We start from the raw sequence: 26,899 nt of genomic DNA, 5'->3' as shown, positions 1-26,899 counted from the left end.
AACGGCACGGCCGGGCGCCCGCCCCGAACGGCGGGGGGCACACCCGAACCCGTCCGACCCCACCCCGAACGGCCGCGGCACCGGCCCGGCAGGCCCCGTACCCGCCCGCCAGGGCCCCGACCGCGTCCCGGACACACCGGGGCCCCGGCGGACGCTCGGTCCGCCGGGGCCCCGTGAGGTCGCCGCGCCCGGCCGGGCGCGTCAGGCCAGCAGCGCCGGGATGGTGGCCTCGTGCACCTGCTTCAGCTCGGCCAGCGGGATGCTGAACTCGCCCTGCACCTCCACCGTGTCGCCGTCGACGACGCCGATCCGGGTGGCCGGCAGGCCCCGCGCACCGCACATGTCGTTGAAGCGGACCTCCTCGCTGCGCGGCACGGCCACCACGGCCCGTCCCGCCGACTCGGAGAACAGCAGGGTGAACGCGTCCAGACCGTCCGGGACGATCAGCCGTGCGCCCTTGCCGCCGCGCAGGCAGGACTCCACCACGGCCTGGATCAGACCGCCGTCGGAGAGGTCGTGCGCCGCGTCGATCATGCCGTCGCGGGAGGCCGCGATGAGGATCTCGGCGAGCAGCTTCTCCCGGTCCAGGTCCACGGCCGGCGGCAGGCCGCCGAGGTGGTCGTGGACGACCTGGGACCACGCCGAACCGCCGAACTCCTCGCGGGTGTCGCCCAGCAGGTACAGCAGCTGGCCGTCCTCGGCGAAGGCGATCGGGGTGCGCCGGCTGACGTCGTCGATGACGCCGAGCACCGCGACCACCGGGGTCGGGTGGATGGCGTTCTCACCGGTCTGGTTGTACAGCGAGACGTTGCCGCCGGTGACCGGCGTGCCCAGCTTCTGGCAGCCGTCCGCCAGGCCGCGGGTGGCCTCGGCGAACTGCCACATCACGGCCGGGTCCTCCGGCGAACCGAAGTTCAGGCAGTCGGAGACGGCCAGCGGCCGGGCCCCGGTCGCCGCCACGTTCCGGTACGCCTCGGCCAGCGCCAGCTGGGCACCGGTATACGGGTCGAGCTTGGTGTAGCGGCCGTTGCCGTCCGTCGCCAGGGCCACGCCCAGGTTCGACTCCTCGTCGATCCGGATGACGCCGGCGTCCTCGGGCTGCGCGAGCACCGTGTTGCCCTGCACGAAGCGGTCGTACTGGTCGGTGACCCAGGCCTTCGACGCCTGGTTCGGCGAGCCGACCAGCGCCAGCACCTGGTCGCGCAGCTCCTCGGAGGTGCGCGGGCGCGGCAGCTTGCCGGCGTCGTCCGCCTGGAGCGCGTCCTGCCAGTCGGGGCGGGCGTAGGGGCGGTGGTAGGTGGGCCCCTCGTGCGCGACGGACCGCGGCGGCACGTCCACGATCTGCTCGCCGTGCCAGAAGATCTCCAGCCGGTCGCCGTCGGTGACCTCACCGATGACGGTGGCGATCACGTCCCACTTCTCGCAGATCTCCAGGAAGCGCTCGACCTTGCCGGGCTCCACGATCGCGCACATGCGCTCCTGCGACTCGCTCATGAGGATCTCCTCCGGCGAGAGCGTCGCGTCGCGCAGCGGCACCGCGTCCAGGTCCACCCGCATGCCGCCGGAACCGGCGCTGGCCAGCTCGCTGGTGGCGCAGGACAGACCGGCGCCGCCCAGGTCCTGGATGCCGGCGACCAGGTCCTCCCGGAACACCTCCAGGGTGCACTCGATGAGCAGCTTCTCCTGGAAGGGGTCACCGACCTGGACCGCGGGCCGCTTGGCGGGCTTGGTGTCGTCGAAGGTCTCCGAGGCCAGCACGGACACGCCGCCGATGCCGTCGCCGCCGGTGCGGGCGCCGTAGAGGATGACCTTGTTGCCCGGGCCGGAGGCCTTGGCGAGGTGGATGTCCTCGTGCTTCATCACACCGATGCAGCCGGCGTTGACCAGCGGGTTGCCCTGGTAGCAGGGGTCGAAGACGACCTCGCCGCCGATGTTGGGCAGGCCCAGGCAGTTGCCGTAGCCGCCGATGCCGGCGACCACGCCGGGCAGCACCCGCTTGGTGTCCGGGTGGTCCGCGGCACCGAAGCGCAGCGGGTCCACCACGGCGACCGGCCGGGCGCCCATCGCGAGGATGTCGCGGACGATGCCGCCGATGCCGGTGGCGGCGCCCTGGTAGGGCTCGATGTACGAGGGGTGGTTGTGCGACTCGACCTTGAAGGTCACCGCGTACCCCTGGCCGACGTCCACGACGCCCGCGTTCTCGCCGATGCCGACGAGCAGCGCGTCGTTCTCCGGGGCCTTCTCGCCGAACTGCTTCAGGTGGACCTTGCTGCTCTTGTACGAGCAGTGCTCGGACCACATCACCGAGTACATGGCGAGTTCGGCGCCGGTCGGGCGCCGGCCCAGGATCTCCCGGATGCGCTCGTACTCGTCCTGCTTCAGGCCGAGTTCGGCCCAGGGCTGCGCGACGTCCGGGGTCCCGGCCGCGTGCTTGACCGTATCCAGACTCATGAGTTGACCAGCTTCTTGAGGATGGAGGTGAAGAAACCGAGGCCGTCGGTGCGGCCGGTGCCGATGAGCGGCTCCACGGCGTGTTCGGGATGCGGCATCAGGCCCACCACGTTGCCGGCGGCGTTGGTGATGCCGGCGATGTCGCGGAGCGAGCCGTTGGGGTTCCGGCGCTCCTGGAGCGGGTGGCCGCCCAGGCCGCCGCCGACGTAGCGGACGACCACCCGGCCCTCCGCCTCCAGCTCGTCCAGGACCCGCTCGGCGGCGACGTACCGGCCGTCGATGTTCTTCAGCGGAATGCTGATCTCCTGGCCCGCCTCGTAGGAGGTGGTCCAGGCGGTGCCGGCGTTCTCCACCCGCAGCTTCTGGTCACGGCAGATGAAGTGCAGGTGGTCGTTGCGCAGCATCGCGCCGGGGAGCAGATGCGTCTCGGTCAGGACCTGAAAGCCGTTGCAGATGCCGAGGACGGGCATGCCGCCCCGGGCCTGCTCGACGACCGACTCCATGACCGGGGAGAACCGGGAGATCGCACCGGCCCGCAGATAGTCCCCGTAGGAGAAGCCGCCGGGCAGCACGACCGCGTCAACCTGCTTGAGATCCTTGTCACGGTGCCACAGCGGTACCGCTTCCAGACCGGCGAGACGAACGGCGCGCTGGGTGTCGCGATCGTCCAGGGTTCCCGGGAAAGTGACGACTCCGACGCGCGCGGTCACGATTCGGCCTTCACGTCGGCGTCCTCGATCTTCACGGTGAAGTCCTCGATGACGGTGTTGGCGAGGAAGGTTTCTGCCATCTCCCGGATACGGGCGAGGGCGGCGTCGTCGACGGGCCCCTCCACTTCGAGTTCAAAGCGCTTGCCCTGACGAACGTCGGAGATCCCCTCGAATCCGAGGCGGGGCAGTGCACGGTGCACCGCCTGGCCCTGCGGGTCGAGGATCTCCGGCTTGAGCATGACGTCGACTACGACGCGTGCCACTGGCACTCCCGGTGGTGATGTGGTGCGTAAGGCGGTGCCCTCAGCGTACCCCGCGGAAAAATCTACGCGAGTAGATATGGAGGCGGCCCGGTCACGTTTAAGCATCGGCACGGGGAAGCACTAGGGAATGGGACGCGGTAAAACGTATGGTCCCGATTGCGACGTGACACGCGGACGGAATTCTCAGGGCTTCACAATGCATTGCCCGTCGCTGTACAAATGAAAAAGCATTGACTCCATACTCCTTCACACCCGGCATCTATGCACCTCAACGCATCGATGCAGCCCGAAAGGACCGATATCGTGGCGCAGCGCGTAGTGGTCACGCTCTCTGACGACATCGACGGCGGAGAAGCCGAGGAGACGGTCGTCTTCGGTCTCGACGGCAGGTCGTACGAGATCGACCTCAGCTCCGCCAACGCGAAGAAACTGCGGGGGGCTCTGGCGCCTTTCGTGGAGGCCGGCCGCAAGCGGTCCCGCTCCGGCAAGGCGTACCGCCGCACGGCGGTGGCCCCGGACCCGGCGGCGGTACGCGCCTGGGCGCGCTCCAACGGCATGGAGGTCCCCCCGCGCGGCCGCATTCCGAAGAAGGTCTACGAGGCGTTCAACGAGGCGGGTTGAGCGGACGCCGTCCGCCGGACGGACGTGCCGGCCCGGCGGACGTGAGCCGCCGGACGGACGCGAACGTCGGGCGGGCGCCGGCCTCCGGGCGTGACGCCGGGCGGTCGCGCCTCGGCGCCGCGGCGGTAACGGACCCGGCGGCGGCCCTCCCGGAGGCGTCGCGTCCGTGCCGCCCGGCGGGCGGTGGACAGGGTCCCCGCGCCCTCCGGCGGGTGGCGGGTCCGCGCCCGGCCGGCCACGGCACCCGGCCCCGGCGCGCGGGGGCGCGGGCTCCGGAGGCCGGGCGCGGGGGTGGAATCCCGGACGGCGCGAACGGCGGACGGCCGGTCGCTCCCGCCGAGTTGCACACCACCCCCGGTGATCCGCTAGAGTCTGGAGCACGCCGAGGGGCGAGGCCGAAAGGCCGGAACCCCAGAGGTCACGCGGGTGTAGCTCAGTAGTAGAGCGCCCCCTTTCCAAGGGGGAGGCGCAGTGTGCGATCCCTGTCACCCGCTCTCATCACCTACCGGACCACTTCAGTGGATCAGGTAGAGTGGTGTTCGCGCCGCCCGGTGAAAGCCGGTCGGGGGCATGCGGACGTGGCTCAGTTGGTAGAGCATCACCTTGCCAAGGTGAGGGTCGCGAGTTCGAATCTCGTCGTCCGCTCAGTTCGAAGAGGCCCCGGTCATCACGACCGGGGCCTCTTCGTCGTGCTTCCGTTTCCCTGTTTCCTTCCTGCTTCCGGCCCGCCCTTCCCTCGCACATGACATTCGTCATGTGAGGTGATGACAGTTCGCACTGCCCGATGCCCTGGACGGGCCGGACGCTGGAGTCATGGACAACGGCGAAAGTGTGATCGAGGCCGCGGGGGTGTGGCGCCGCTATTCCGGAGGGTTCGCGGCGGTGCGGGGCGTCTCGTTCTCGGTGCGACGTGGGGAGATCTTCGCCCTGCTGGGCACGAACGGCGCGGGGAAGACCTCCACCGTCGAGCTGCTGGAGGGGCTGGCCCGGCCCGCCGAGGGGGCGGTGCGGGTGCTGGGGCACGATCCGTTCGACCGGCGGGACCTGGTGCGGCCGAGGACCGGGGTGATGCTCCAGGAAGGCGGGTTCCCCTCCGAGCTGACGGTCGCGGAGACCATCCGCATGTGGGCCGGCTGCACCAGCGGCGCCCGTCCGGAGGGGGAGGCGCTGGAGCTGGTCGGGCTGGCCGGACGGCGCAGGGTGCGGGTCAAGCAGCTCTCCGGAGGTGAGCGGCGCCGGCTGGACCTGGCACTGGCGCTGCTGGGGCGGCCGGAGGTGCTCTTCCTGGACGAGCCGACCACCGGGCTGGACGCGGAGGGTCGCCGGGACACCTGGGCGCTGGTGCGCGCGCTGCGCGACAGCGGCACCACCACGCTGCTGACCACGCACTACCTGGAGGAGGCGGAGGAGCTGGCCGACCGGCTGGCGATCCTCCACGAGGGCCGCGTCGCCGCCACCGGCCGGGTGGCGGAGGTGGTCGCGGGCCATCCGTCGCGGATCTCCTTCCAGTTGCCGGAGGGGTACTTCCTCGGCGATCTGCCGCCACTCGCACCGCTCGGCGTCACCGGCCACGAGATCTCCGGGCGGCGGGTTCTGCTGCGCACCGGCGATCTCCAGCGCACCGCCACCGGCCTGCTGCTGTGGGCGCGGGAGGCGCGGGTGGAACTGGCGGCTCTCGACGCCCGGACGGCCTCGCTGGAGGAGGTCTTCCTGCGGATAGCCACCGGGGCTGCTGCGGGGAGCCCGGGCGGCGCGGACACGGGGGAGCAGCCGGCGCGGGAGGGCGCGCTGTCGCCGGCGGCGGCCGTTCCCGGGGCCGGTACGGCGCCCCCGGCGGGCGCCGCTCCGCCGGGGGACGCGGCGGCCCTGCCCGGCGCGCGGGGCGGAGGCCGGGCATGAGCGGGGTGGTGGCCCCCGGGGGTGCGCGGCCGGCCCGCCGGCTGTGGGCGCCCGGCACCGGCAAGCGTCTGACGGCCCTGGCGCGGGCGGAGCTGACCCTGCTCGGCCGCAGCAAGGTGCCGCTGTTCACCGCCGCGGTGCTGCCGCTGGCCTTCATGCTGACCGCGAGATCCACGATCAAGGGGGAAGATCTCGCCGAGGCCGGGCTCTCCACCGGCACCGTGCTGGTGCCGAGCGGGCTGGGGTTCGTGCTGCTCTTCGCCGTCTACTCCAACCTGGTGCCCGCCTATGTGGTGCGCCGTGAGGAGCTGGTCCTGAAGCGGCTGCGGTGCGGGGAGCTGCGCGACGGGGAGATCCTGGCCGGCACCGCACTGCCCTCGGTGGTGGTCGCGCTGGCGCAGTGCCTGATCATCGCGGTGGGCGGGGGCCTGCTGCTGGACGTCGCGGCGCCGCGGGCCCCCCACCTGGTGCTGGCGGGTCTGGCGGGCGGGACGGTGATGCTGGTGGCCCTCGCCGCGGCGACGGCGGGGGTGACCCGGTCCGCGGAGAGCGCCCAGCTGACCATCGCGCCCCTGCTGATGGTGTCGGTACTCGGCTCGGGGCTGCTGATACCCCTGGAGCTGCTGCCGGACCGGGTCGCCACGGTCTGCGAGGTGCTGCCGTTGACCCCGGTGATCGCGCTCATACGCACGGGCTGGACGGGTACCGCTCCGCAGACCGTGACGGACTTGATCACGATGGTGGCATGGACGGGTTTGGCGGTGTTTGCTGTACGGCGGTGGTTCCGCTGGGAGCCGCGGCGTTGAGTTGACGGAGGTCCGGGCGTGCCCAGACGGCGATGGCGGAACAGGAGCAGGCTCGCGCAGGTGGACCTGTACACGCGCTGGACGCTGTACTCCTTCGCGTGGCTGGAACCGGCCTCCACGCTGCTGGCCCTGACCACCCGTACGGTGCGGCGGTCCGACGCGCCGCTGCCCCTGCTGTTCCTGGTCGGGGCGCTGGCGGTGGCTCAGGCGCTGTCCAGCACCGCGCTGATGCGCAGCGGGATCAACCAGTACCTGGGCAACGGGACGGTGAGCCGCCGCCAGACGGTGACCGGTGTGGCGCTGATGGCCGGCACGGTCGGCTGGGCGCTTGCCCTGGCCTGGGTGGCGGGGCTGGAGGACGAGGGCACCGTGGCGGTTCTGCTGACCACGACCACCGCCCCGTTCCTCGGTACGCAGATCCTGGTCGTCCGGGTGCGCACCGCGATCGTCACCCAGCTCGCGGTGGCCACCGCGGCCGCCGCGGGGGTGGGCGTGATCGGCGGCCCGGTGGAGGTGGCGGTGGGCGCCTTCCTGACGATGCTCGTCGTCACCGGCTGGATCGCCTTCACCGTCCGCTGTTCGGCCTGGGTGCTCGCCGTGCTGTGGGAGCTTGATGCGGCCCGGGGGGTGCAGGCCCGGCTCGCCGTCGCCGAGGAGCGGTTGCGGTTCAGCCGTGACATGCACGACGTGGTGGGCCGCAACCTGGCGGTGATCGCCCTCAAAAGCGAGCTGGCGGTACAGCTGTCCCGCCGGGGCTCGCCGTCGGCGGTGGACCAGATGACGGAGGTGCAGCGAATAGCCCAGGACTCCCAGCGGGAGGTGCGCGACGTGGTGCGCGGCTACCGGGAGGCCGATCTCCACACCGAGCTGGTGGGGGCCCGTTCGGTTCTGCGGGCGGCCGGGGTGGACTGTCAGATGGACGAGCGGTCGGCGCCCCCGGCCGGCGGTGGCCGCGGCGGCGGACGCCGCGAGGGGCCGCCCGGCGGGCACGGCGAGCCCCCCCGGCGGCGGGGCACCGGGCGGCGGGGGCACCGGACGGGCAGGCCCTCCCCGGCCAGGCCCTGCCCGGGGAGAGGCTGCCGGACGAGGTGCAGTCCTCCCTGGCCTGGGTGGTACGGGAGGGGACGACCAATGTGCTGCGGCACGCGGAGGCGCGGTGGTGCACGGTGCGGCTGAGCGTCGGTGACACGGCGGTGCTGGAGATGGAGAACGACGGGGTGCGGACGGGCTCGGGCGGGAGCGGCGGCAGCGGGATCACCGGCCTGCGGGAGCGGCTGGCCGCCCTGGGGGGCACGGTGACCGTGCAGAGCCGTGGCGGACGGTTCCGGCTGACGGCGGAGGTGCCGCTGGTGACCGGCCGGGCCGGCACCCGCCCGGTGGCGGGTACGGGTGCGGGGGGCGGGCTCAGGGACGGCCGGGGGTGACCGGTGACGGATCGGGTTCCCGGAGCCCTGGTACGGGTCCTGCTCGCCGACGACGAGCACCTGATCCGCGGCGCGCTCGCGGCCCTGCTGGCCCTGGAGGACGACCTGCGGGTCGTGGCGGAGGCGGCGACCGGCCCGGAGGCGCTGGCGATGGCCCGCGCCCACCGGCCGGACGTGGCGGTGCTGGACCTGCAGATGCCGGGGGCGGACGGTGTGGCGGTGGCCACATCACTCAGGGAGGAGCTGCCGGGGTGCCGGTCGCTGATCGTCACCAGCCACGGGCGTCCGGGGCACCTGAAGCGGGCCCTGGCCGCGGGGGTGCGCGGCTTCGTTCCGAAGACCGTATCGGCCCGCCAGCTGGCGGAGATCATCCGCACCGTGCACGGCGGAAGCCGCTACGTGGACCCGGAGTTGGCCGCCGACGCGATCAGTGCCGGGGACTCGCCGCTGAACGGCAGGGAGGCCGAGCTGCTGGAGCTGGCGGAGAGCGGGGCGCCGATCGCGGAGATCGCCGCGCGGGCCTGTCTCACCCCGGGCACGGTCCGCAACTACCTTTCCTCGGCCACCGCGAAACTGGGCGCGGACAATCGTCATGCCGCCGCGCGCATCGCACGCCGACGAGGTTGGCTATAGTGGAGTTCGCAACCGCACGGAAACGTGTGGGACAGGCGGACGTAGCTCAGTTGGTAGAGCGCAACCTTGCCAAGGTTGAGGTCGCGAGTTCGAGCCTCGTCGTCCGCTCCGGAACCGAAGGGGTCCTGGTCATCGACCAGGACCCCTTCGGCGTACCCGGGCCCTGTCCTGGCGCCACCGGGCGGGGGCGGGCGGCGTCGGGCCGGGGGCGGCGGTCCGGTGCGCCGGGTGGCACGGGCAGCCCGCCGCCGGGACGGCGGGCCGCCGGACGCGGCAGGGCCCCGGGCAGGGTGGGTTCCCGGACGCGGCGGGATCCCGGGCGCGGCGGGTTCCCGGACGCGGTGGGGTCCCCGACACGGCAGGCCCCGAACGCGGCAGGGTCCCGGACGCGGTGGGCTGCCGGGCGGACTGCCGGTCTCGGCGACGGGGCCCCGGGCGGCGGGGTCAGGACCAGGGGATGCCGGTGAGGAGCTCGTACGCCTCGATGTACTTGGCCCGGGTCCGCTCGACGATCTCCTGCGGGAGCGGGGGCGGCGGCTGCTGGCCGTGGCGGTCCCAGCCGGACTCCGGCGAGGTCAGCCAGTCGCGCACGAACTGCTTGTCGAAGGACGGCTGGCGCCGGCCCGGCTGCCACTGGTCGGCGGGCCAGAAGCGCGAGGAGTCGGGGGTGAGCACCTCGTCGGCGAGGGTCAGCCGCTCCCCGTCGTAACCGAACTCGAACTTGGTGTCGGCGAGGATGATGCCGCGGTCCCGCGCGATGTCCCGGGCCCGCGAGTACACGGCGAGGGTGATCTGCCGGAGCACCGCTGCGGTCTCCACGCCGACCTGGCGGGCGACCTCCTCGTACGAGACGTTCTCGTCGTGCTCGCCGACGTCGGCCTTGGTCGCCGGGGTGAAGATCGGCGAGGGGAGTTCCGAGCCGTCCACCAGGCCCTCCGGCAGGGCGAGGCCGCAGACGGTGCGGTCCTTCTCGTACTCGACGAGGCCGGAGCCGGTGAGGTAGCCGCGGGCCACGCACTCGACCGGGAGCATCTCCAGGGGCGTGCAGATCATGGTCCGGCCGGCCCAGTCCTCCGGCGCCCCCTCGGGGAGCTCGGTGGAGCGGACATGGCTGGGAACCAGGTCGGCGAGCTGGTCGAACCACCACAGCGAGAGCTGGGTGAGCACCCGGCCCTTGTCGGGGATCTCGGTGGGAAGCACCCAGTCGTACGCCGACATCCGGTCGCTGGCGACCATGATCAGGTTGCCGTCCCGGTCGCGGTAGAGGTCGCGCACCTTACCGGTGTGCAGGTGCTGGAGTCCCGGAACCTCGACCGGTTCGGGCTTCTCTACGAATCCGGACACGGATCCTCCTGGGGGGTTCGACCGAGTCCCCCGATTGTCCCCCACCGGGCCGGCGGCCCCTACTCCAGGGTCGCTCTCCCCGGGCCCCGGCGCTCGGCAGGCCCCGCACGATCCCCTTCGATCCGTCCGGCCCGGTCGGACCGGTCAGACCGGTCAGCCCCTTCTCGTCGTCGGCGGCGGTCGGCCTCCCCGGCGACGGTCCGGCCTCCGCCGGTCCCACGGCCCGGTTCCGCGTCGGCCCGGTCCCGCGTCGGCCCGGTCCGGCCCAGGCCTGGACCGCCCAGCTCGGCCCCGGTGCCCGTCTGCGCCGGCTGGTGCAGCCGGCCCCCCGCCCCGGACCCGGCCGGCGCCGGCTCAGCCCGGCCGGTCCCCGCCCCCCGAGTCCCTCGGTTCCGTCCCGGTCGGGCCCCCGGTCCCGTTTCCGGCCGGCTCCCCTCGCTCCCGTGTCCCGCCGGGCCCCTCAGTCCCGTTTGCAGATACGGTCCAGCAGGTTCGCGGTGGCGCGCTGGATGCGTTCGTCGACGTGACCGGGCCGGTCCAGCGCCGGTGACCAGGCGAACGTGCCCGAGGCGAAGACCAGGGCCCCGCTGGGCGCCCGGTACAGGGAGGTCTCCTGGTGCCGGAGCGCGCCCTCGCCGTCGGTGTAGGGCGAGTGGGCGAGCAGGATGCGCCGGATGTGCGGGGGCAGGGTGGTACGCGGGAAGTAGCGGTCGGCCTCCCCCGCGACCATCCCGGGGAGCTCGTCGCCCTCCCCGGCGCCGGTGGCCTCCCACAGCCAGTGGCCCGCGTTGCGCACCACCATCGGGTGCGGTTCCGGAACCCGGCCCGCGTACTGGATGCCGATCAGTTCCTGCTCGGGGGCGGCGGTCTCCCGCCACAGCGCCGAGCGGCCCGGCCCCCGGCGCTTCCGGCAGGTGAGCAGCCGGTCCGGGCCGGCCGGCGAGGGGGTGAGCTCCACCTGCCAGTACATGGTGTTGGCGGAGAGGAAGACCAGGGACGTGCCGCCGTCCCGGGCCTGCTCGACGGCCCGGCGCATCGGCACCGACCAGTACTCGTCGTGCCCGGGGAAGACCAGGCCGCGGTAGCGGGTGGGATCGACGCGCCCGGCGTGCAGGTCCCGGGTGTCGGCGTAGGCGAGGTCGTAGCCGTACCGTTCCGCCCAGCGGATGAAGTCGTAGGCGTGGCCGACGTGCAGCGGCAGACCGGCACCGGCGTAGGGCCGCTCGAAGGAGACGGTCACCGCCGCCTCCTGCTCCCCCAGCAGCCGGCCGTGCTCGTCCCAGGCGTGGTACAGGCTCGCGCCGGTACGGCCGTCCTCCGGGTAGAGGTTGTACGCCTGCCAGGTGACGTCCGGGAGGACCAGCAGCAGGTCGGCGGGGCGGTCGTCGCGGACCGTGAAGGGGATGTGGCTGCGGTAGCCGTCGGCCGTGGTGAGCACCGCGACATAGGCGCCGAGGTTCCAGTAGGTGGGGATCTGCAACCGCCAGGACAGCCACCAGTGGTGGCAGGAGACGGTGCGGTCGGCGGTCAGCGGGGGCGGCTGCACGATGCCGGAGAGCCGCGGGCTGGTGGTGATCTTCGCGGCTCCGTCGCCCGCGTAGTGGCCGATGCGGTAGACGTCCACGGCGAACTGCTGGGGCGGATCGACCGTGATCCGGAAGTCGATCGCCTCGCCCGGGGCCGCCGCGGGGGTCGAGGTGAAGCCCTTGATCTGACGGTGTACGTCGTCGGCGGTGCGCGGACCGTGCCCGCAGGTACCGCCGGCCGGCCCGCAGCCGTCCGGGTCCACGTACCAGGGCACCATCCGGCCGGTGCCGTCGAAGTAGGTCTCACTGCCGCGCAGCCAGGGCAGTGGCCCCTGCCCGAACGGGTCGTTCACCCCGTGCGCGAGTGCGCCCGACTCCCAGCGCCGTACCTGTTCCGTCACCACGACGTTCCCCTCCCTGGCTCCCCCGACGGCTGAATCGTGTTCCGCCTGCCTCGGTCACCCCCGGCCACGCGCACTGTGGTGTTCAGGTGGTGACAACGGGTGGACTACAGCACATCACATAACGCACTCACTTCGTCACGGTTCGTCGTGAACCGGTGCCTCGGGCGAACTTTCCCGGACACCTTTCGTAACGCGCATTGGGCCACCCGGGTCACGATGCGCTGGTCGGAGCCCGCCCTCCGGCCGCCCCCGGGACCCCGGGCCTGCCTCGTTCCGCCCGGGGCCCGCCCGGACGGTGTGGCGCCCACCGCCCGGGCCGGGACGGGTGTACGGCCGCCGGACGCCCAACCGCCGCGACCGTCCCGCCGACCGTCCGCCAGGTCCCGGTTCGGGCTCTTCCGGACGGACACGGAAACGGGTTCGGGAGCCCGTTCAGGCCGGTCGCACACCCGCCCCCGCGGAGCGGAAGCCGTTGGTGCGGGACGGGACCGTCCCGCCCGGTTCGCGGCCGTGCGGAAACGGTCGTGGGGCCCGGGTGCGGGAACCGGCGGCCCGAGCCGCTCCGCGGCCGACGCGGGGCCCGCACCCGGCGGCGGACGCGGAACCCGCACCGGCGGTCGGCACGGGGCCCGCACCGGTGTCGGCGGTGGACCCGCGAGCGGGCCGCCCCGACCGCCCGTCGGCCCGGCGGCTAGGGGGGTGGTTCGCGGTCCGGTGCTCCTCGCCCGGCGCGCGGTGCGGTGGACCGTACGCACCCCGCTACGCCAGGCGTACGGGCTTCTCGGAGCGGACCCCGGCCTCCCCCAGCCAGGCGCGCAGCGGTGCCGCGTCGCCGTCCTCCACCAGGCTCAGCACCGGGACCGCCAGGTCCGCCGCCCGCCGGCCGCCCACCAGCAGCACCGGGCCGTCCAGCCAGTCGAGGCCGGGGGTGGCCCCCGCGGTGTCCACGGCGGCGCAGCAGACCATCGCCGCCACGTGGTCCGCCAGCAGCTCGCGTCCGGTCCGGGGCGGCTGGAGCGGCACCAGCGGGGCGAAGCCGTCGGCCCAGGGTTCGCTCCAGGCCCCGGCCGGGCCGTCTCCGTCACCGGCTCCCGGTCCGTGGGCGGCGGCCGCTGCCGGTCCGCCGTCCCGCCCGGGCTCCGCGGACGTCCGCCGGCCGGCCTCCTCACGGGCCAGTTCGGCGGTGAGCAGGGCGGCCAGCTCCTCCCCGAGGTCCCGACCGCCGGGTGCGCCGAGGCTGAGCCGGTCCATGACCCGGGAGAGGGTGGGGTGGGCGTCGCCGGGCGTGCCCCGGCCCACGGCGTCCGCGCCCGGCACCGGGGCTCCGGCACCGTGCGGGGCGCCGGCCGGCGGCCCGGCGCGGCGTATCCCGTCCCGGGCCGGCACGTCCGGTCGCGTGCCGCCCCCGGTCGCGCCGGTGGCACCGGTCGCCGCGGTCACTCCGCTCGCCCCGGCCGCGGCGGCCGGCGGCAGGCCGTGCCCGGGCGGACCGCCGGGGGCGGTGCCGTGCGCGGACCGGCTCTCCGCGGCGAGGCCACCGGTGGCGAGGGTGCCGGCGGGCGGACCGGCCGCTCCGAGCCCGCCCGGGAACCCGTCGGGCCGCAGGACGTCGTGGGAGAGGGCGTCCAGCGCGCGGAGCAGCCGGGCGGCCTCCAGCCGCCACTTGCGGTCCACGACCTGCTGCGGATAGTCGTCCCAGCCCACCGGGGCCCACTGGGGACCCGGCTCCGGCGGCCCGCCGTGGAAGAGCCGTGCGGCGAGCAGCGAGGCGGCCTCGTCGATCAGGCCGGGTTCGTCCAGCAGGTCGCAGGCGGGCCGTTCACCGAGGCGGGACGCGAAGCCCTCGGCGAGCCGGTCCCGGCGGGACAGCTCGGTGAGCGCGGCGACCACCCCGGCGTCCAGCCGGGACGGCCAGCGCCCCATCCGCCAGGCGGGCAGCGCCACCCGGGTGAGCAGCCGGTCCCAGCCCGCGTAGGCGAGTCCGACCTGTTCCTGGGCGACGATCCGCAGGCCGTAGTCCACGTTCCGGGCGCGTTCGGAGGCGGCGGCGGCCACCGCGCGCTCCATCTCGGCGGCGTGCTGCCGGCAGCCGCGCAGCAGCAGACCGGCGATCCGGCCGATCACCGCGTCGGCGGGCCTGCGCGCACCGCGCAGGAAGCCGGCCCCGCGCCGCGGCCCGCCGGCCGGGGCCCCGCCGCCGGACGGCCGGTCGCGGGAGGTCTCGGCCACGGCGGCGTCGAGACCGCGCACGAAGCGGCGGGCGGCGGCTATGTCCGGGTGCGCGGAGGGTCCGGTGCCGGCCACCACGGGGGCGAGCAGCGCGCGGAGCTCGGCGACCCGCATCCACCACAGGAAGGGCGAACCGATGACCAGGACCGGGGCCCGGGAGGCCGACCCGCGTCCGGTCCGCCCGGCGCCGGGCCCCGGGTCGCCGTACCGGCCGGTGCGCCCGCGGTGGGCCCGGTGGCTGCGGTCCTCCAGCCAGCTGTCGCAGTCCGGGGTGAGCGCTATCGCCGAGGGCGCGGGCACCCCCAGCCGCTCGGCCAGCTCCCTGACCAGCCGGTACAGCTCGGGGGCGGCGTCCTCGGGGATGGGCACGGTGGGGCTGAGCGCGGGCCGCGCCCGGCTCACCACCAGGGCGACGGCGGCGGCGGTCAGCAGCGCCGCCACGGCGATCCCGGTCACCGCCCAGAACACCACGTCCCAGACGGCCGTACCGGGGTCCCCGGCACGGCCGGCGGCGCCCCCGGCCAGCAGCACGACCGCCACGGCCGCGGGGAGGAGGGCCACCGCCAGCGCGGTGCCGCGGATGCGCAGCACCGCGAGGGCACGGGCGCGTGCCACGTGTGCACCTGCTTCCGGACCTGCCACGACTCTGACACCCCCTACTGCCCTGCCCTGTGGGAACAGCGGACGCCGGCGGCGTTGCTTCGTACTCCCCCCACTGTCACACCGGTCCCCGGCATCGCAATGCCGGTGGTCCAGTTGCCGCAGCGCACCTGAGCCGCACCTTAGTTGGGGGCCGGGCCCCCGTCAGCAGGATGGGGAACGGCTCACTCGATGGAATGGCCTTGGTATCCGGGGGGCAACCCCGCGGCCCTTCCGCACGTACGGCCGGTGTCCGGGCAGGTCCGTCCGGGGTCCCGCCGGGAGGTACGGGCAGGGTCCGTCCGGGTCACGCCGGGAGGTACGACCGGGTGGCCCCGGGGCGTACGGCCGGGTGGTCCAGGGGCGTACGGCCGGGTGCCGCCGGGAGGTACGGCCGGGTGATCCGGGGCGTACGCCCGGCGTGGTCCGGCGTGTCCCGGCCTGGGCCGGCGACTCCGGCACCCGGGGTTCCCCGGGGTCCGCCCGCCCCGGACAGCGGTGGGGTTCGCGCCGAGGCCACTGGCCCCGGACCGCGGCCGGAGGTCCGGACGGAGGGCACCGCGTGCGCGACGCGGCGGGCCACGCGGGCCGGCGGAACGGCGGGCGCCTGCCGCCGGGCGGCTCGGGCGGCGGGCCCGGCAGCACGGGCGGTACGCCGGCCGGTACGGGCGGTGTACCCGGCAGTACGGACGGTACGGCCGGTACGCCGGGCGGGCGACGCGGGGTGGTGGTACGCCGGGCGGGCGACCGTCGCACCGCGTCCGAGGCCGCTCCGGTGCATCACACCGGCCCTCGGTCGCACCGGACCGCCGGTCCCACGGCTCTCGCTCGCACCGGACCGTCGTCACACAGCCATCGGTACACCGGGCAGCGGACGCTCCGGGCCTCCCCGGGACCGCCCCGGCGGTGGGGTCCCGCCGGGGCGGTCGCCAGGGGCCGGTGGGCCTGTGGGCAGGGACTCGGGCACCTCGGGCACGTTCCGGACGCCGGCCCGCGATCCCGCCCCGCACGTCACCGGTTGCGGAAGTGCACCGCCGGCCCGCCGGACCGTACGAGCGGCACCCCGTCCTCTGGTACGCCGTTCGCTGCGGGCGCGCCCTCGGCCTCGCCATACCCGCCGCTGCGCTCCTGGACCTCGTGCTGCTCCTCGCCCACGAAGGGCAGACCACCACCCCCTGAACCCCACCGCCCGGCAGACCGACGGGAGTGTTCCCCTCCTACCGGGCGGTGGTCTCAAGCCTCCCCTGCCCCGAGGACCGGACACCTCGGGGCAGGGCCGCACAACAGATGAGACAAACACAGTCGCGTACAGGACAGGATCTGTCTTCTCGAAATCGCTGCTGGCGATCCTCTGTAAGGCTCCAGGTACTCAGCCCGCATCAGGGCGGGGTTTCTTGGAGGGGGACAGGTCATGCGTGTTCGTCATGTACTCGCCGCTGCGGGGTTGGTAGCCACGCTCGCAGTTGGAGCGACAGCGACTACAGCCTCGGCTGCGACGCCGGGAGAAGCTTGGGGCGGTTGGGGCGCCGCGTCCACGACCCAGGACGCGTGGAGCGGGGGCAGTGCCTCGTCCGCACCCGATCTGGGGCGGATCGTGCACGCGGCGACGCAGAACGCACTCATCTACGTGTGACCTTGCCCTGGGCCGCTGGACCGACTACCGGGCCAGCCGGCCACAGAAGGGCAGGGTGCGCAAACGCCGTAGAAGGGCACCTCCCGGAAACGGGAGGTGCCCTTGGTGTGTGCCCGGCACGGCCTGCGCTGCGACGACGTGTATTGCAGCGATGAGGAGAGAGAGGCACGATCCTCACCTGACCCGGCCCTGTGACGGCGCTGCATCCGCGAGGGGGTGCAGCGCCGTCACGAGGCGTCGTACTTCTTCGCCCATGCCGGGCAGGGCCGGACCGTTCGGCGGGGATCCGTGCGCTCCGCCCAGCGGCGGCGGGGTCAGAGGCCGGAGCCGCCGGTCGCGTCGATCACCTTGCCGGTGACCCAGCGCGCGTCGTCCGAGGCCAGGAAGGCCACGACGTCGGCCACGTCGTCGGGCCGGCCGACGCGGCCGAGCGCGGCCAGTGAGGCCGCGTGGGCCTCGGCTTCCGGGTTGCCCCGCAGCCACCCCGCGTTGACGTCGGTGTCGATGATCCCGGGCGCGACCGAGTTCGCGGTGATGCCCCGCGCGCCCAGCTCCTTGGCGAGGTTGCGGGTGAAGTTGTCCAGGGCACTCTTGGTGGCGCCGTAGGCGATGGCCTCCGGCATGGCGAGGTGGGCCGCGCCGCTGGAGATGTTGATGATCCGGCCGCCGTCGCGCAGCCGCCCCAGTCCCTCCCGCACGATGAAGAACGGCGCGCGCACGTTCACCGCGAAGACCTCGTCGAAACCGTCCTCGGTCAGTGAGGCCAGGTCCGCACTGCGCCCTATGCCGGCGTTGTTGACGATGATGTCGACGACCGGCTCGGGTGCGTGGCGGCGAATCCCGGAGTCGAAGGCCGACCACAGGGCGGCGGCGTCGCCGCGGTGACCCAGCGGCGCGTGGAGGGCGAAGGCCCGGCCGCCGTCCTTCCCGATCCGCTCCACGGTGTCGTGGGCCGCGGCCTCGTCACGGGCGTAGGTCAGGGCGACCACAGCGCCGTCCTCGGCGAGGCGCTCCGCGATGGCCCGGCCGATGCCCCTGCTGCCCCCGGTGACGAGCGCGATCTTCCCCGCAAGCCGCTGCATACCCATGGTGATGGCCGCCTTTCATTTGTTGAGTGATCGACCAAGAAAGAAGCTAGCACTGTTTGTTGGTGGAGCGCTCTAAAATGTTTGCCATGGCTGAGACAGCGAAGCGCGGCCGCCCGCGCAGCTTCGACCGCGATGCGGCGCTCACCGCGGCCACGCGCCTGTTCTGGGAGCGGGGTTACGAAGGCGTTTCCATCGGCGAGCTGACCGAGGCGATGGGGATCCGCTCAGGAAGCCTGTACGCGGCCTTCGGGGACAAGAAGTCCCTGTTCAAGGAAGTCGTCGACGCCTACGGCCGGTCACCCGTCGGCGGTTTCGCCGGCGCGGCGCTCCGCGAGGAGCCCACCGCGTACGGGGCGTTCGCGCGCATCCTCCGCGAAGCCGCGGTCATCTATCCGGACCCCGCGCATCCGGCCGGCTGCCTGGCCATCAGCGCGGCGACCAACGTCACTCCGCAGGACGCGGAGGTACGCGCGTTCCTCCGCGATCTGCGCAACAGGAACGTGGACGGGTTCGAGGCCCGGCTGCGGGAGGCGCAACGGGCCGGTGAGCTGCCCGCCTCGGCCAGCCCCCGGGCCCTGGCCGACTACTTCGCCACCGTCCTCCAGGGATTCTCACAACGGGCCCAGGACGGCGCCACCGCCGCCCAGCTGACCGCGGCGGCCGAGGTGGCGCTGGCCGCCTGGCCGACCGTGACCCGCTGATCGGCCACCCGGTGAACCCGTCCGAGGCACCCCGGGCGACCCGGGAACGGGCCGGGAGAACGACCCGGGGTGCGGGAGCAACCCGGGAACGGGCCGGGTGAACGGCCCGGGGTGCGGGAACGGCCCGGGACGGGGGCCGGAGGGATGGGGGCGGTCCCGCGGGAGGGGGGCCGGGGATCCCAGCCCGAACCTACCCCGTCCCCGGAGCGACCGCCGGCCCGGTCCCTGGCCCGGCCGCCGGGCCGGGGACGGCCGGACGCGCCAGTCCGGTCGGAGGGACCAGGCCTGCGGGACGCGCCGGACCGGACGGGCCGGCCGGATGGGCGGGACCGGACGGGCGGGCCGGTCAGGCCGTGGCGGCCTTGGCGGCGATGTCGGTGCGGTGGTGGGAGCCGGGCAGGCTGATCCGGTCCACCGCGCGGTACGCACGCTCCCGGGCGGTGGCCAGGTCCGGTCCGGTGGCGGTGACCGAGAGCACCCGGCCGCCGGCGCTGACCACCTGGCCGCTGTCCGGGTCGCGCCGGGTGCCGGCGTGCAGCACGTACGCGGTCGGGGCGTCGGCCCCGGCCACCTCGTCCAGCCCGCCGATCGGGTCACCGGTGCGCGGGGTGCCCGGGTAGTTGTGGGAGGCGATGACGACGGTCACCGCGGCGTCGTCGCTCCAGCGCAGCGGCGGCCGGGCGCCGAGGTTGCCGGTGGCGGCGTCGAGCAGCAGGCCGGCCAGCGGGGTGCGCAGCCGGGCCAGCACCACCTGGGTCTCCGGGTCGCCGAAGCGGGCGTTGAACTCGATCACCCGCACCCCGCGCGAGGTGATCGCCAGGCCCGCGTACAGCAGACCGGAGAACGGCGTGCCGCGGCGGCGCAGCTCGTCCACGGTGGGCTGCAGGACGGTCCGCAGCACCTCGTCGACGAGGTGCGGGTCGGCCCACGGCAGCGGGGAGTACGCGCCCATGCCGCCGGTGTTCGGGCCCTCGTCGCCGTCGTGGGCGCGCTTGAAGTCCTGCGCGGGCTGGAGCGGCAGCACCGTCTCACCGTCGGTGACGGCGAACAGCGACACCTCCGGGCCGTCCAGGTACTCCTCGATCACCACCCGGCCCGTCGCGGCGCCGCCCTCCCCGCCCGGGAACAGGCAGGCCAGTGCGTGGGCGCGGGCGGCCGCCAGGTCGGCGGTGACCACGACGCCCTTGCCGGCCGCCAGCCCGTCGTCCTTGACCACGTACGGCGCGCCGAAGGCGTCCAGGGCCTCGTCGACCTCCGCGGCCGTGGTGCAGACGTAGGAGCGGGCGGTGGGCACCCCGGCGGCGGCCATGACGTCCTTGGCGAACGCCTTTGAGCCCTCCAGCCGGGCGGCCTCGGCGGACGGGCCGAAGACCGGGATGCCGCGGTCGCGCAGGGTGTCGGCGACCCCGGCCACCAGCGGGGCCTCCGGACCGACCACCACCAGGTCGGCCGCGAGGTCGGTGGCGAGGGCGGCGACCGCGGCGCCGTCGAGGACGTCCACCGCGTGCGGGCGCGCCACCTCCGCGATGCCGGCGTTGCCGGGGGCGCAGTGCAGCTCGGTGACGTCGGGGTCGAGGGAGAGGGAGCGGCACAGGGCGTGTTCGCGGGCGCCGCCGCCGATGACGAGGACCTTCACGGTACGCAGCCTATTGCCTGGCCCCCGCCGCCTCACGGCCGGACCGGGGTGGGGCGGGTGGCGAGGCCGCACCGGGCCGCCACCGATGCCCCCCTTTCGGGTGAGATTCCCCGGACGACGGAAGACGCTCCATTATCCGATCGCTCACCACTTACGGGCGGAAATCCCCGGTTCTCCGGGTCAGGGCCAGCCGTTCGGCGGTAGGAAAGTGGGCCCGGGACGGGTGCGGTGCGCGGTCGCGCGCCGCGAGTGGGCCGCCGGGCCGCCCATGAACGCATGGGTCCTGGAATCGCAGCCGCAGCAGGGAGCGCACGGGTGAGTCAGCCGGAGATGCAGCCCGAGGGACCGCCTCGGCAGGGACTCGGCGGGAAGCGGGGCGACCTGCTCGGCCGTCCGTTCCCGCTCGGCGACTGGGGCGAGCCGGACGCCCGGCTGGCGGAGCTCCACCGGTGGGTGGAGGCCGGGGCGCTGCGGGTGGCGGACTGGTACCTGGCGGACCGGGGGTGGAAGCGGTGCACCGCGTACGTGCTGCGCGCCGGCGCCGGGGCGGGGGCGCTGACCGGGGCCGCCCTGCCGCTGCTCGACCTCAACGGGCTGCTGGACGGCGGCGCCGGGTGGGCCTGTCTGGCCCTGCTGCTGGCGGTGGCCTGCCTCGCCGCCGACCGCTTCTTCGGCCTCACCTCCGGCTGGATGCGGGACGTGGCGACCGCGCAGGCCGTGCACCGGCGGCTGGAGGTGTTCCAGTTCGACTGGGCGGCGGAGTGCGTGCGGGAGGTGCTGGGGCCGACGGACGGCACCGCGGGAGAGGCCGCGGAGCGCCGGCTGACGCTGCTGCGGCGGATGACCGAGGACGTCTCGGAGCTGGTGCGGCACGAGACGGCCGGCTGGATGGTGGAGTTCCGGTCGGGCGCCGGCCCGCTGTACACCCAGTCGCTGATGGCGGCGTGGGGCTCCCGCCCCGACGCCGGGATTCCGGCGGGCCGCTTCCCGCTGCCGCCGGTCACCCGCCCGAACATGCCCCGGCAGCGTCCACCGGAACCGCCCGGCTGGTGAGGCCGGACGGTCCCGGACGGGACACGCGGTCCCGGGGCGGGCGGTCCCGGGCGGGCACCGCCCCCGGTACGGACGGTTCCCGGCGGGCACGGTCCGGCGCGGGCGGTCGCGGGCTTACCTCCGGCCGCTCCGGCGGGGCCTCCCGCACGCGGGCGCCCGGGCACGCTCCCGGGCTCGCCTCGGGCCAGGCCCGGGGCCGGTCGGGTAATCGGTCGTGGAGCGGTCCCGCAATGGGTCCTGGGGTCAGCTGAACATGATCATGGAGCCCTGGCCCAGGCTGCGGGTGGCGGCCGCGTGCAGGCCGAGCCACACATGGCGCTCCCGCGCGAAGGGCCCCTCCTGGTAGGGGACGGGGACCGCCGGCTCCTCCAGTCCGGGGGGGCGCGGCGGGGGCGCGGGGGCGGGCGGAGGGTTGGCCGGGTCGATGCCGAGCGCGGGCGCCACGGTCCGGAGGTCGCGGAGCAGGCCGTGGCTGGACCCCAGGGGGCCGCCGCCTTCGAGGAGTTCGTCGGTGGAGAGCGGGGCGGGGAAGTCGACCGGGACGTACGCCCCGGCATGGTCGTAGTGCCACACCAGGTGGGACTGCCGGGCGGTCGGTTCGAACATCTCCAGCAACTGCTCGTAGTCACTGCCGAGTTCGTCGACGGGGGTGACCGCGAGTCCGCAGAGGTGCAGCAGATAGGCACGGCGGAGCAGGTGGAGCGCGTCGTAGTCGAAGCCCGCGACCGGGGCGACGTCCCCGGACAGCCCTGGCATGTAGCCGAAGACCGGTACCGGGGGCAGTCCTGACGCGGTGAGCGCCTTGTCGTAGGCCGAGATCTCCTCGGCGAAGGGGTTGTCGGGGCTGTGGCACAGCACATCGACGAGTGGGACCAGCCACAGATCACATGCCACGCGAGCTCACTCTCGTTCCGGAACGGGCACTGTTCGGCGGGAAACTGTCGAGCGATGGTCGGCCCAGAGTAGTGCCCGGCGCGGCCGCCGCGAAGTGTGCGGCGACGCCCGCGTCCGGCCCGTCACCGCTCGTCAGGGTGGTGACGGCCTGGGCCTCCGGACCTCGGACCCGGAGGGAGCCACCGGGGCGGGCCGGGGTACCCCGGCCCGCCGGGGCCTCCCCACCCTGCCGGGGCTCCCCGTCCCTGTCAGGGTTCCCCGGGGACCGCCGGGGACTCCCCCGGGCCGGCACCGACTTCCCGGATCGCGCGCACCGGTCCCGCCGTAGGGCCCGTCCGTGCGGCGGCCGGCGGGCCCGGACGGCCGGCGCCGCCGGACGGCCCTGGACGCCGGACGGCCCCGGGCACCGGGAGTTCGGACCGTCCGCGCGGGCGGACGGCACGTCAGCTTCCCGCCTCGGCCCTCGGGTTGTCCGCGCCGCCGGGGCCGCCGTCCGGCGCCGGCCGGGGGGCGTCGTCCTCACCGTTCGCGAGCCTGCTGACGAGCGTGAGCGAGTGGGCGTTGTACTCCGCGATGATGCGTTCGGCCTCGTCCGCGTCGGCCCGGGTGACCGCGTCGGTGAGCCTGCCGTGGTCAGCCCAGAGCACTCCGGCCAGATCGTCCATGCGGCGCAGGTAGGGGACGACGAACACCCAGCTCTGCACCCGCACCCGTTGCAGGAAGTCGGATATGTACGGGTTGCCGACCAGGCCGGTCAGTTCGCGCCAGAACCGCAGGTCGTAGCCGATCAGGATGTCGAGGTCGCCGGACCGGGCGGCCCGCTCCGCCTCCTCGGCGCGCCGCCGCACCGCGGCCAGGGCCTGGGCCGGGAAGCCGCTCACCCGCTCCGCGGCGGAGCGCCGGAAGATCCCCTCCACGATCAGGGACCGCGCCTCGACCATGGCCCGGAAGTCGTCGTGGGTGAACTCGTGGACCCGGAAGCCGCGGTGCTCCTCGACGTCGAGCAGGCCCTGCGAGCACAGGTCGATCAGCGCCTCGCGGACCGGGGTCGCCGAGACGCCGTACTGCTCGGCCATCTCCTTCACGGTGAACTGCTTCCCGGCCGGCAGTCTGCCCGCGAGCACCTCGTCGCACAGCGCGTCGGCGATCTGCTGACGCAGTGTGCTGCGCTTGACCGGGCTACCGCCGGGCACGGGCATCGACGACCGTCTCCTTAACGCTTCTCGCGTGTCAACGCTTCTCGCGCGCGTCACGTCTCACGCGGGAATCTCCCTGGCCGTCGCGGGGAAATGACGACGGCCCTCGCCACACGATAAGCGAGGGCCGTCGCGGCGAATACGGTGTGGTCTACACCGCTTCACCCGGGATCAGGCGTTGTGGCACCCAGGTCAGGCGCCGTCCGGCCGCCGCCCGGGCGGCGGCGGCGTGGGCCGGGGGACCCTCGGGCGGCCGGTCCCCGGGCCCCGGAGGACGGGTCACCGACCCCGGGCCCCGGACGACGGACCCGCCGGCTACGGACGACGGGCCCGGGCCGGGACGACGGGCCCGGGCCGGGACGACGGGCCCGGGCCGGGACGACGGACTCCGGTTCCGGGCCCCGGCCCGGAGGATGGGCCCGGAACCCGGTCCAGCCCCCCGCCGCCCACCCCGGCGGCCCGGCGGCCCGGCAGCCCGGCGGCCCGGCAGCCGTACGGCCCGGCGGTCAGGCGGTGTGCGCGTCGGCGACGCTCAGCGCCTCGTCCAGGATCGCCAGCCCCTCCTTCGCCTCGGCCTCGGTGACCGTGCAGGGCGGCACCACGTGCGTACGGTTCATGTTCACGAACGGCCACAGCCCGCGCTCCTTGCAGGCCGCCGCGAACTCGGCCATCGGGCGGTTGTCGGCGCCGGACGCGTTGTACGGGACCAGCGGCTCCCGGGTCTCGCGGTTCCGCACCAGCTCGACCGCCCAGAACACGCCCGTGCCACGGACCTCGCCGACCGACGGGTGACGCTCGGCGATCTCCCGCAGCCCCGGCCCGAGGACCTTCTCACCGATCTCGGCGGCGTTCTCCACGATCCGCTCCTCCGCCATCGCGCTGATCGTCGCGACGGCGGAGGCGCAGGCCAGCGGGTGACCGGAGTAGGTCAGGCCGCCCGGGTAGGGGCGCTGGTCGAAGGTGGCGGCGATCTCGGCGGAGATGGCGACGCCGCCGAGCGGGACGTAGCCGGAGTTGACGCCCTTGGCGAAGGTCAGCAGGTCCGGGGTGACACCCCAGTGGTCGGCGGCGAACCAGCGGCCGGTGCGGCCGAAGCCGGCCATGACCTCGTCCAGGATGTAGACGATGCCGTACCGGTCGCAGATCTCCCGGACGCCGGCCAGGTAGCCGGGCGGGGGCATCATGATGCCGGCGGTGCCGGGCACCGTCTCCAGGATGATCGCGGCGATGGTCTGCGGCCCCTCGAAGGCGATGGTGTCCTCCAGGTGGCGCAGCGCGCGCTCGCACTCCTGCTGCTCGGTCTCCGCGTGGAACGGGGAGCGGTACAGGAACGGCGCCCAGAAGTGCACCACGCCGGCCGAGGCGGTGTCGGACGCCCAGCGGCGCGGGTCGCCGGTCAGGTTGATCGCGGCGGCGGTGGCGCCGTGGTAGGAGCGGTAGGCGGAGAGCACCTTGGGGCGGCCGGTGTGCAGCCGGGCCATGCGCACCGCGTTCTCCACGGCCTCCGCGCCGCCGTTGGTGAAGAAGATCTTGTCCAGGTCGCCGGGGGTGCGCTCGGCCACCAGCCGGGCGGCCTCGGAGCGCACATCCACCGCGAAGCCGGGGGCGACGGTGCACAGCTTCCCGGCCTGCTCCTGGATGGCGGCGACGACCTTGGGGTGCTGGTGGCCGATGTTGGTGTTCACCAGCTGGCAGGAGAAGTCGAGATAGCGCTTCCCGTCGTAGTCCCAGAAGTACGAGCCTTCGGCACCGGCGACGGCGAGCGGATCGATCAGCCCCTGGGCGGACCAGGAGTGGAAGACGTGCGCGCGGTCAGCGGCCTTGACGGCGGCGCCGGCGGCCGGGTCAGGGGACTGGGGTGTAACGGTCACGGGTTCGCACCTCGATCACTTGTGGACGGTCCGTTCAGCGTACGGATTCGACGTGACGCGCGGGCACCGCCAACCTGTCCGGCTTCGCACGTCCGGCCCGGCACGGTGCCGGGTCGACACGGAAAAACGTTGACAGTCTCCTGTCGTTGCGACAGCATGCTGTCGTACGGAGTGAGTGGAGCAGGGCCGGAGGAGGAACACCATGGGACAGCAGCCGACGGTGCACGTGGCCGTCTACGACACGCTCGCCGACTGGGAGATCGGCCATGTCACCGCATACCTGCGGAACACCACGGCCCAGCGACCGCCGCGTACCGGCTTCGCCGTCCGGACCGTCGGGGCCACCCGGGAACCGGTGGAGACCATGGGCGGGCTGCGCGTCACGCCCGACCTCACGCTGGACGAGCTGTCGCCGCAGGACAGCGCCCTGCTGATCCTGCCCGGCGCCGCCACCTGGGACGAAGGGTCCGACAACGCGCCGTTCGCCCGGGCCGCCCGGAGCTTCCTCGACGCGGGCGTGCCGGTCGCGGCGATCTGCGGCGCGACGGCCGGACTCGCCGCCGAGGGGCTGCTGGACGACCGGGACCACACCAGCGCCGCGGCCGGGTACCTGGCCGCCACCGGGTACCGGGGCGGGGACCGCTACCGGGAGGCGCCGGCGGTCAACGACCGCGGCCTGATCACCGCCGGCCCGACCGAGCCGGTGGCGTTCGCCCGGGAGATCTTCGCCGAGCTCGACGTCTACGCGCCCGAGGTGCTGGACGCCTGGTACCGGCTGTTCGCCCACTCGGACGCGAGCGCGTTCGAGGTCCTCGCGGCGGCGTCCGCACAGTGAACACCGGCCCGCTGAACGCGGCACCGGGGGGCGACCGGCCGGCCGGCGCGGCGGCGCGGGACGGCCGGCCACCGGGTGCGGCACCGGGGGGCGGCGCGGCACCGGTGGGCGGCGGGACGACGGGCGGCGCGTCGGCGAGCGGCGGACCGGCGGAGGTGGCATCGGTGGACGACCGGCGGCGGAGGAGGCACCGGTGAACGGCGACCCTGCGGAGGAGGCATCGATGGACGACGCATCGCCGGACGGCGGACCCGTGAACGATGCACCGCCGGGCGGCGGACCCGTGGACGATGCATCGCCGGACGGTGGGCCGGCGGGCGCGGCGGGGGCACCGCCCGCGGCCGAGCTGCTCAGCCGTACCGCGCTCGGGACCTTCCGGCTGAACGGCCAGTTCCTGGCGGTGGCGGAGGAGCTGGCCCGGCCGGCCGGGCTCACCGCCGCCCGCTGGCAGGTGCTCGGCGCCGTACTGCGCGAACCGCTGCCGGTCGCCGGAATCGCCCGGTCCATGGGCATCACCCGGCAGAGCGTGCAGCGCGTCGCGGACCTGCTGGTTGCCGCCGGGCTCGCCGAGTACCGGCCCAACCCGGCCCACCGCCGGGCCAAGCTGCTCGCCCCGACGGACGCCGGGCGGGCGGCGATCGCCCGGATCACCCCCGGGCACCGGGAGTTCGCCGAGCGGCTCCGCGAGGCGCTGGGGGGCGCCGCGCGGTTCGAGCAGGTGATGACCGATCTGGAACGGCTCTCCCGGGCCCTGGACACGCTGACCGGCGGCCGGCCGGAGCAGGGGCGCGGCTGAGCGCCGGGCACCGCGCTCCCCCCGCCGGCTCCGGCCGTCCCGCCCGAAATCCCGTTCCCACGAACCCACGTGGGCAGGTGGCCCGGCGGCCGGAGACCGTGCCATGTCCGGCGGAACCACCGCTTCCGCCACCGCCCGGCGGCGACGCACCGGCACCCCCGGATACGGAACCGATAACGGATCGCTCGCGTCGTCCCCTTCACTCCCCGCCGCCTCTATTCTCGGGCGAGGGCTGATCAGGGGAAGG

General features: G+C 74.5%; 22 protein-coding genes and 3 tRNA genes. 13 read left to right on the top strand and 12 right to left on the bottom strand.

The window, feature by feature from the left end; translation table 11 throughout:
* Positions 1 to 201: 201 nt before the first annotated feature.
* From purL to purS, 3 genes are read right to left on the bottom strand one after another with little or no spacing between them, the layout of a single operon-like run.
* Positions 202 to 2,451 carry a phosphoribosylformylglycinamidine synthase subunit PurL gene (gene purL, locus IHE55_RS16030; RefSeq protein WP_197989648.1) on the bottom strand — a complete coding sequence of 750 codons (2,250 nt, stop codon included), beginning with the start codon at positions 2,449 to 2,451 and terminating at the stop codon, positions 202 to 204.
* Complete coding sequence (gene purQ, locus IHE55_RS16025; RefSeq protein WP_197989647.1) at positions 2,448 to 3,161, bottom strand: phosphoribosylformylglycinamidine synthase subunit PurQ; 714 nt, start codon at positions 3,159 to 3,161, stop codon at positions 2,448 to 2,450. The genes purL and purQ overlap by 4 nt, the downstream gene beginning before the upstream one ends.
* Positions 3,158 to 3,424: a phosphoribosylformylglycinamidine synthase subunit PurS gene (gene purS, locus IHE55_RS16020; protein WP_197989646.1), complete on the bottom strand. Its 267-nt coding sequence runs from the start codon at positions 3,422 to 3,424 to the stop codon at positions 3,158 to 3,160. The genes purQ and purS overlap by 4 nt, the downstream gene beginning before the upstream one ends.
* A 303-nt stretch (positions 3,425 to 3,727) precedes the next feature.
* Between purS and IHE55_RS16015 the strand changes: the two genes are divergently transcribed.
* The 9 genes from IHE55_RS16015 to IHE55_RS15975 all read left to right on the top strand — a co-directional run bounded on the left by IHE55_RS16015 (position 3,728) and on the right by IHE55_RS15975 (position 8,915).
* A complete protein-coding gene (locus tag IHE55_RS16015) occupies positions 3,728 to 4,045 on the top strand; it encodes a histone-like nucleoid-structuring protein Lsr2 (protein WP_197989645.1) in 318 nt (105 codons plus the stop codon).
* 422 nt (positions 4,046 to 4,467) lie between these two features.
* A tRNA-Gly gene (locus IHE55_RS16010) sits at positions 4,468 to 4,539 on the top strand.
* Positions 4,540 to 4,617: 78 nt separating this feature from the next.
* Positions 4,618 to 4,690, top strand: a tRNA-Gly gene (locus tag IHE55_RS16005).
* Between the two features lie 168 nt (positions 4,691 to 4,858).
* Positions 4,859 to 5,944 carry an ABC transporter ATP-binding protein gene (locus tag IHE55_RS16000; RefSeq protein ID WP_197989644.1) on the top strand — a complete coding sequence of 362 codons (1,086 nt, stop codon included), beginning with the start codon at positions 4,859 to 4,861 and terminating at the stop codon, positions 5,942 to 5,944.
* Positions 5,941 to 6,750 (top strand): ABC transporter permease, encoded by an 810-nt coding sequence (locus tag IHE55_RS15995; protein ID WP_197989643.1) that lies wholly within the window; start codon positions 5,941 to 5,943, stop codon positions 6,748 to 6,750. The genes IHE55_RS16000 and IHE55_RS15995 overlap by 4 nt, the downstream gene beginning before the upstream one ends.
* A 60-nt stretch (positions 6,751 to 6,810) precedes the next feature.
* Positions 6,811 to 7,926: a sensor histidine kinase gene (locus tag IHE55_RS32680; RefSeq protein WP_197989642.1), complete on the top strand. Its 1,116-nt coding sequence runs from the start codon at positions 6,811 to 6,813 to the stop codon at positions 7,924 to 7,926.
* Positions 7,917 to 8,174 carry a sensor histidine kinase gene (locus IHE55_RS15985; protein WP_197989641.1) on the top strand — a complete coding sequence of 86 codons (258 nt, stop codon included), beginning with the start codon at positions 7,917 to 7,919 and terminating at the stop codon, positions 8,172 to 8,174. Before IHE55_RS32680 ends, IHE55_RS15985 begins: the two co-directional genes overlap by 10 nt.
* A 3-nt stretch (positions 8,175 to 8,177) precedes the next feature.
* Positions 8,178 to 8,807, top strand: a complete 630-nt coding sequence (locus IHE55_RS15980; protein ID WP_504740318.1) for a response regulator transcription factor — start codon at positions 8,178 to 8,180, stop codon at positions 8,805 to 8,807.
* Positions 8,808 to 8,842: 35 nt separating this feature from the next.
* Positions 8,843 to 8,915 (top strand) — tRNA-Gly (locus IHE55_RS15975).
* 336 nt (positions 8,916 to 9,251) lie between these two features.
* Here the strand turns inward: IHE55_RS15975 and IHE55_RS15970 are convergent.
* From IHE55_RS15970 to IHE55_RS15950, 5 genes are all read right to left on the bottom strand, one after another.
* Positions 9,252 to 10,151, bottom strand: a complete 900-nt coding sequence (locus IHE55_RS15970) for a phosphoribosylaminoimidazolesuccinocarboxamide synthase (protein WP_197989640.1) — start codon at positions 10,149 to 10,151, stop codon at positions 9,252 to 9,254.
* A 460-nt stretch (positions 10,152 to 10,611) separates the two neighbouring features.
* Positions 10,612 to 12,081 carry a N,N-dimethylformamidase beta subunit family domain-containing protein gene (locus IHE55_RS15965; RefSeq protein ID WP_197989639.1) on the bottom strand — a complete coding sequence of 490 codons (1,470 nt, stop codon included), beginning with the start codon at positions 12,079 to 12,081 and terminating at the stop codon, positions 10,612 to 10,614.
* Between the two features lie 759 nt (positions 12,082 to 12,840).
* A complete protein-coding gene (locus tag IHE55_RS15960; RefSeq protein ID WP_197989638.1) occupies positions 12,841 to 14,925 on the bottom strand; it encodes a hypothetical protein in 2,085 nt (694 codons plus the stop codon).
* Between the two features lie 1,035 nt (positions 14,926 to 15,960).
* The gene (locus tag IHE55_RS15955; protein WP_197989637.1) at positions 15,961 to 16,104 is read right to left on the bottom strand and encodes a hypothetical protein; all 144 of its coding nucleotides are present in this window, start codon (positions 16,102 to 16,104) and stop codon (positions 15,961 to 15,963) included.
* A gap of 792 nt (positions 16,105 to 16,896) precedes the next feature.
* On the bottom strand, positions 16,897 to 17,670 hold the full coding sequence (locus IHE55_RS15950; RefSeq protein WP_197989636.1) for an SDR family oxidoreductase: 774 nt from the start codon (positions 17,668 to 17,670) through the stop codon (positions 16,897 to 16,899).
* Between the two features lie 77 nt (positions 17,671 to 17,747).
* Between IHE55_RS15950 and IHE55_RS15945 the strand changes: the two genes are divergently transcribed.
* On the top strand, positions 17,748 to 18,371 hold the full coding sequence (locus IHE55_RS15945; RefSeq protein WP_197989635.1) for a TetR/AcrR family transcriptional regulator: 624 nt from the start codon (positions 17,748 to 17,750) through the stop codon (positions 18,369 to 18,371).
* Between the two features lie 346 nt (positions 18,372 to 18,717).
* Here the strand turns inward: IHE55_RS15945 and purD are convergent, their stop codons facing one another.
* Positions 18,718 to 20,007, bottom strand: a complete 1,290-nt coding sequence (purD, locus tag IHE55_RS15940; RefSeq protein ID WP_197989634.1) for a phosphoribosylamine--glycine ligase — start codon at positions 20,005 to 20,007, stop codon at positions 18,718 to 18,720.
* Positions 20,008 to 20,322: 315 nt separating this feature from the next.
* Here purD and IHE55_RS15935 point away from each other — a divergent pair, with 315 nt between their 5' ends.
* On the top strand, positions 20,323 to 21,060 hold the full coding sequence (locus IHE55_RS15935; protein WP_307826686.1) for an SLATT domain-containing protein: 738 nt from the start codon (positions 20,323 to 20,325) through the stop codon (positions 21,058 to 21,060).
* Positions 21,061 to 21,303: 243 nt separating this feature from the next.
* Here the strand turns inward: IHE55_RS15935 and IHE55_RS15930 are convergent, their stop codons facing one another.
* The 3 genes from IHE55_RS15930 to IHE55_RS15920 form a co-directional block, all read right to left on the bottom strand.
* The gene (locus IHE55_RS15930; protein ID WP_197989633.1) at positions 21,304 to 21,954 is read right to left on the bottom strand and encodes a putative DNA-mimic protein; all 651 of its coding nucleotides are present in this window, start codon (positions 21,952 to 21,954) and stop codon (positions 21,304 to 21,306) included.
* Between the two features lie 443 nt (positions 21,955 to 22,397).
* Positions 22,398 to 23,153: a GntR family transcriptional regulator gene (locus tag IHE55_RS15925; protein ID WP_197989632.1), complete on the bottom strand. Its 756-nt coding sequence runs from the start codon at positions 23,151 to 23,153 to the stop codon at positions 22,398 to 22,400.
* A 503-nt stretch (positions 23,154 to 23,656) separates the two neighbouring features.
* Complete coding sequence (locus IHE55_RS15920; RefSeq protein WP_197989631.1) at positions 23,657 to 25,021, bottom strand: aspartate aminotransferase family protein; 1,365 nt, start codon at positions 25,019 to 25,021, stop codon at positions 23,657 to 23,659.
* 202 nt (positions 25,022 to 25,223) lie between these two features.
* Here IHE55_RS15920 and IHE55_RS15915 point away from each other — a divergent pair, with 202 nt between their 5' ends.
* Together IHE55_RS15915 and IHE55_RS15910 are read left to right on the top strand one after the other, a co-directional pair.
* Positions 25,224 to 25,856 carry a DJ-1/PfpI family protein gene (locus tag IHE55_RS15915; RefSeq protein WP_197989630.1) on the top strand — a complete coding sequence of 211 codons (633 nt, stop codon included), beginning with the start codon at positions 25,224 to 25,226 and terminating at the stop codon, positions 25,854 to 25,856.
* Between the two features lie 223 nt (positions 25,857 to 26,079).
* Positions 26,080 to 26,652: a MarR family winged helix-turn-helix transcriptional regulator gene (locus tag IHE55_RS15910; RefSeq protein WP_197989629.1), complete on the top strand. Its 573-nt coding sequence runs from the start codon at positions 26,080 to 26,082 to the stop codon at positions 26,650 to 26,652.
* Positions 26,653 to 26,899: the final 247 nt, after the last annotated feature.

Origin of the sequence: Streptomyces pactum (assembly GCF_016031615.1) — a bacterium.
Taxonomy (GTDB): domain Bacteria; phylum Actinomycetota; class Actinomycetes; order Streptomycetales; family Streptomycetaceae; genus Streptomyces; species Streptomyces pactus.
This window is presented reverse-complemented; position numbering and strand designations above follow the sequence as displayed.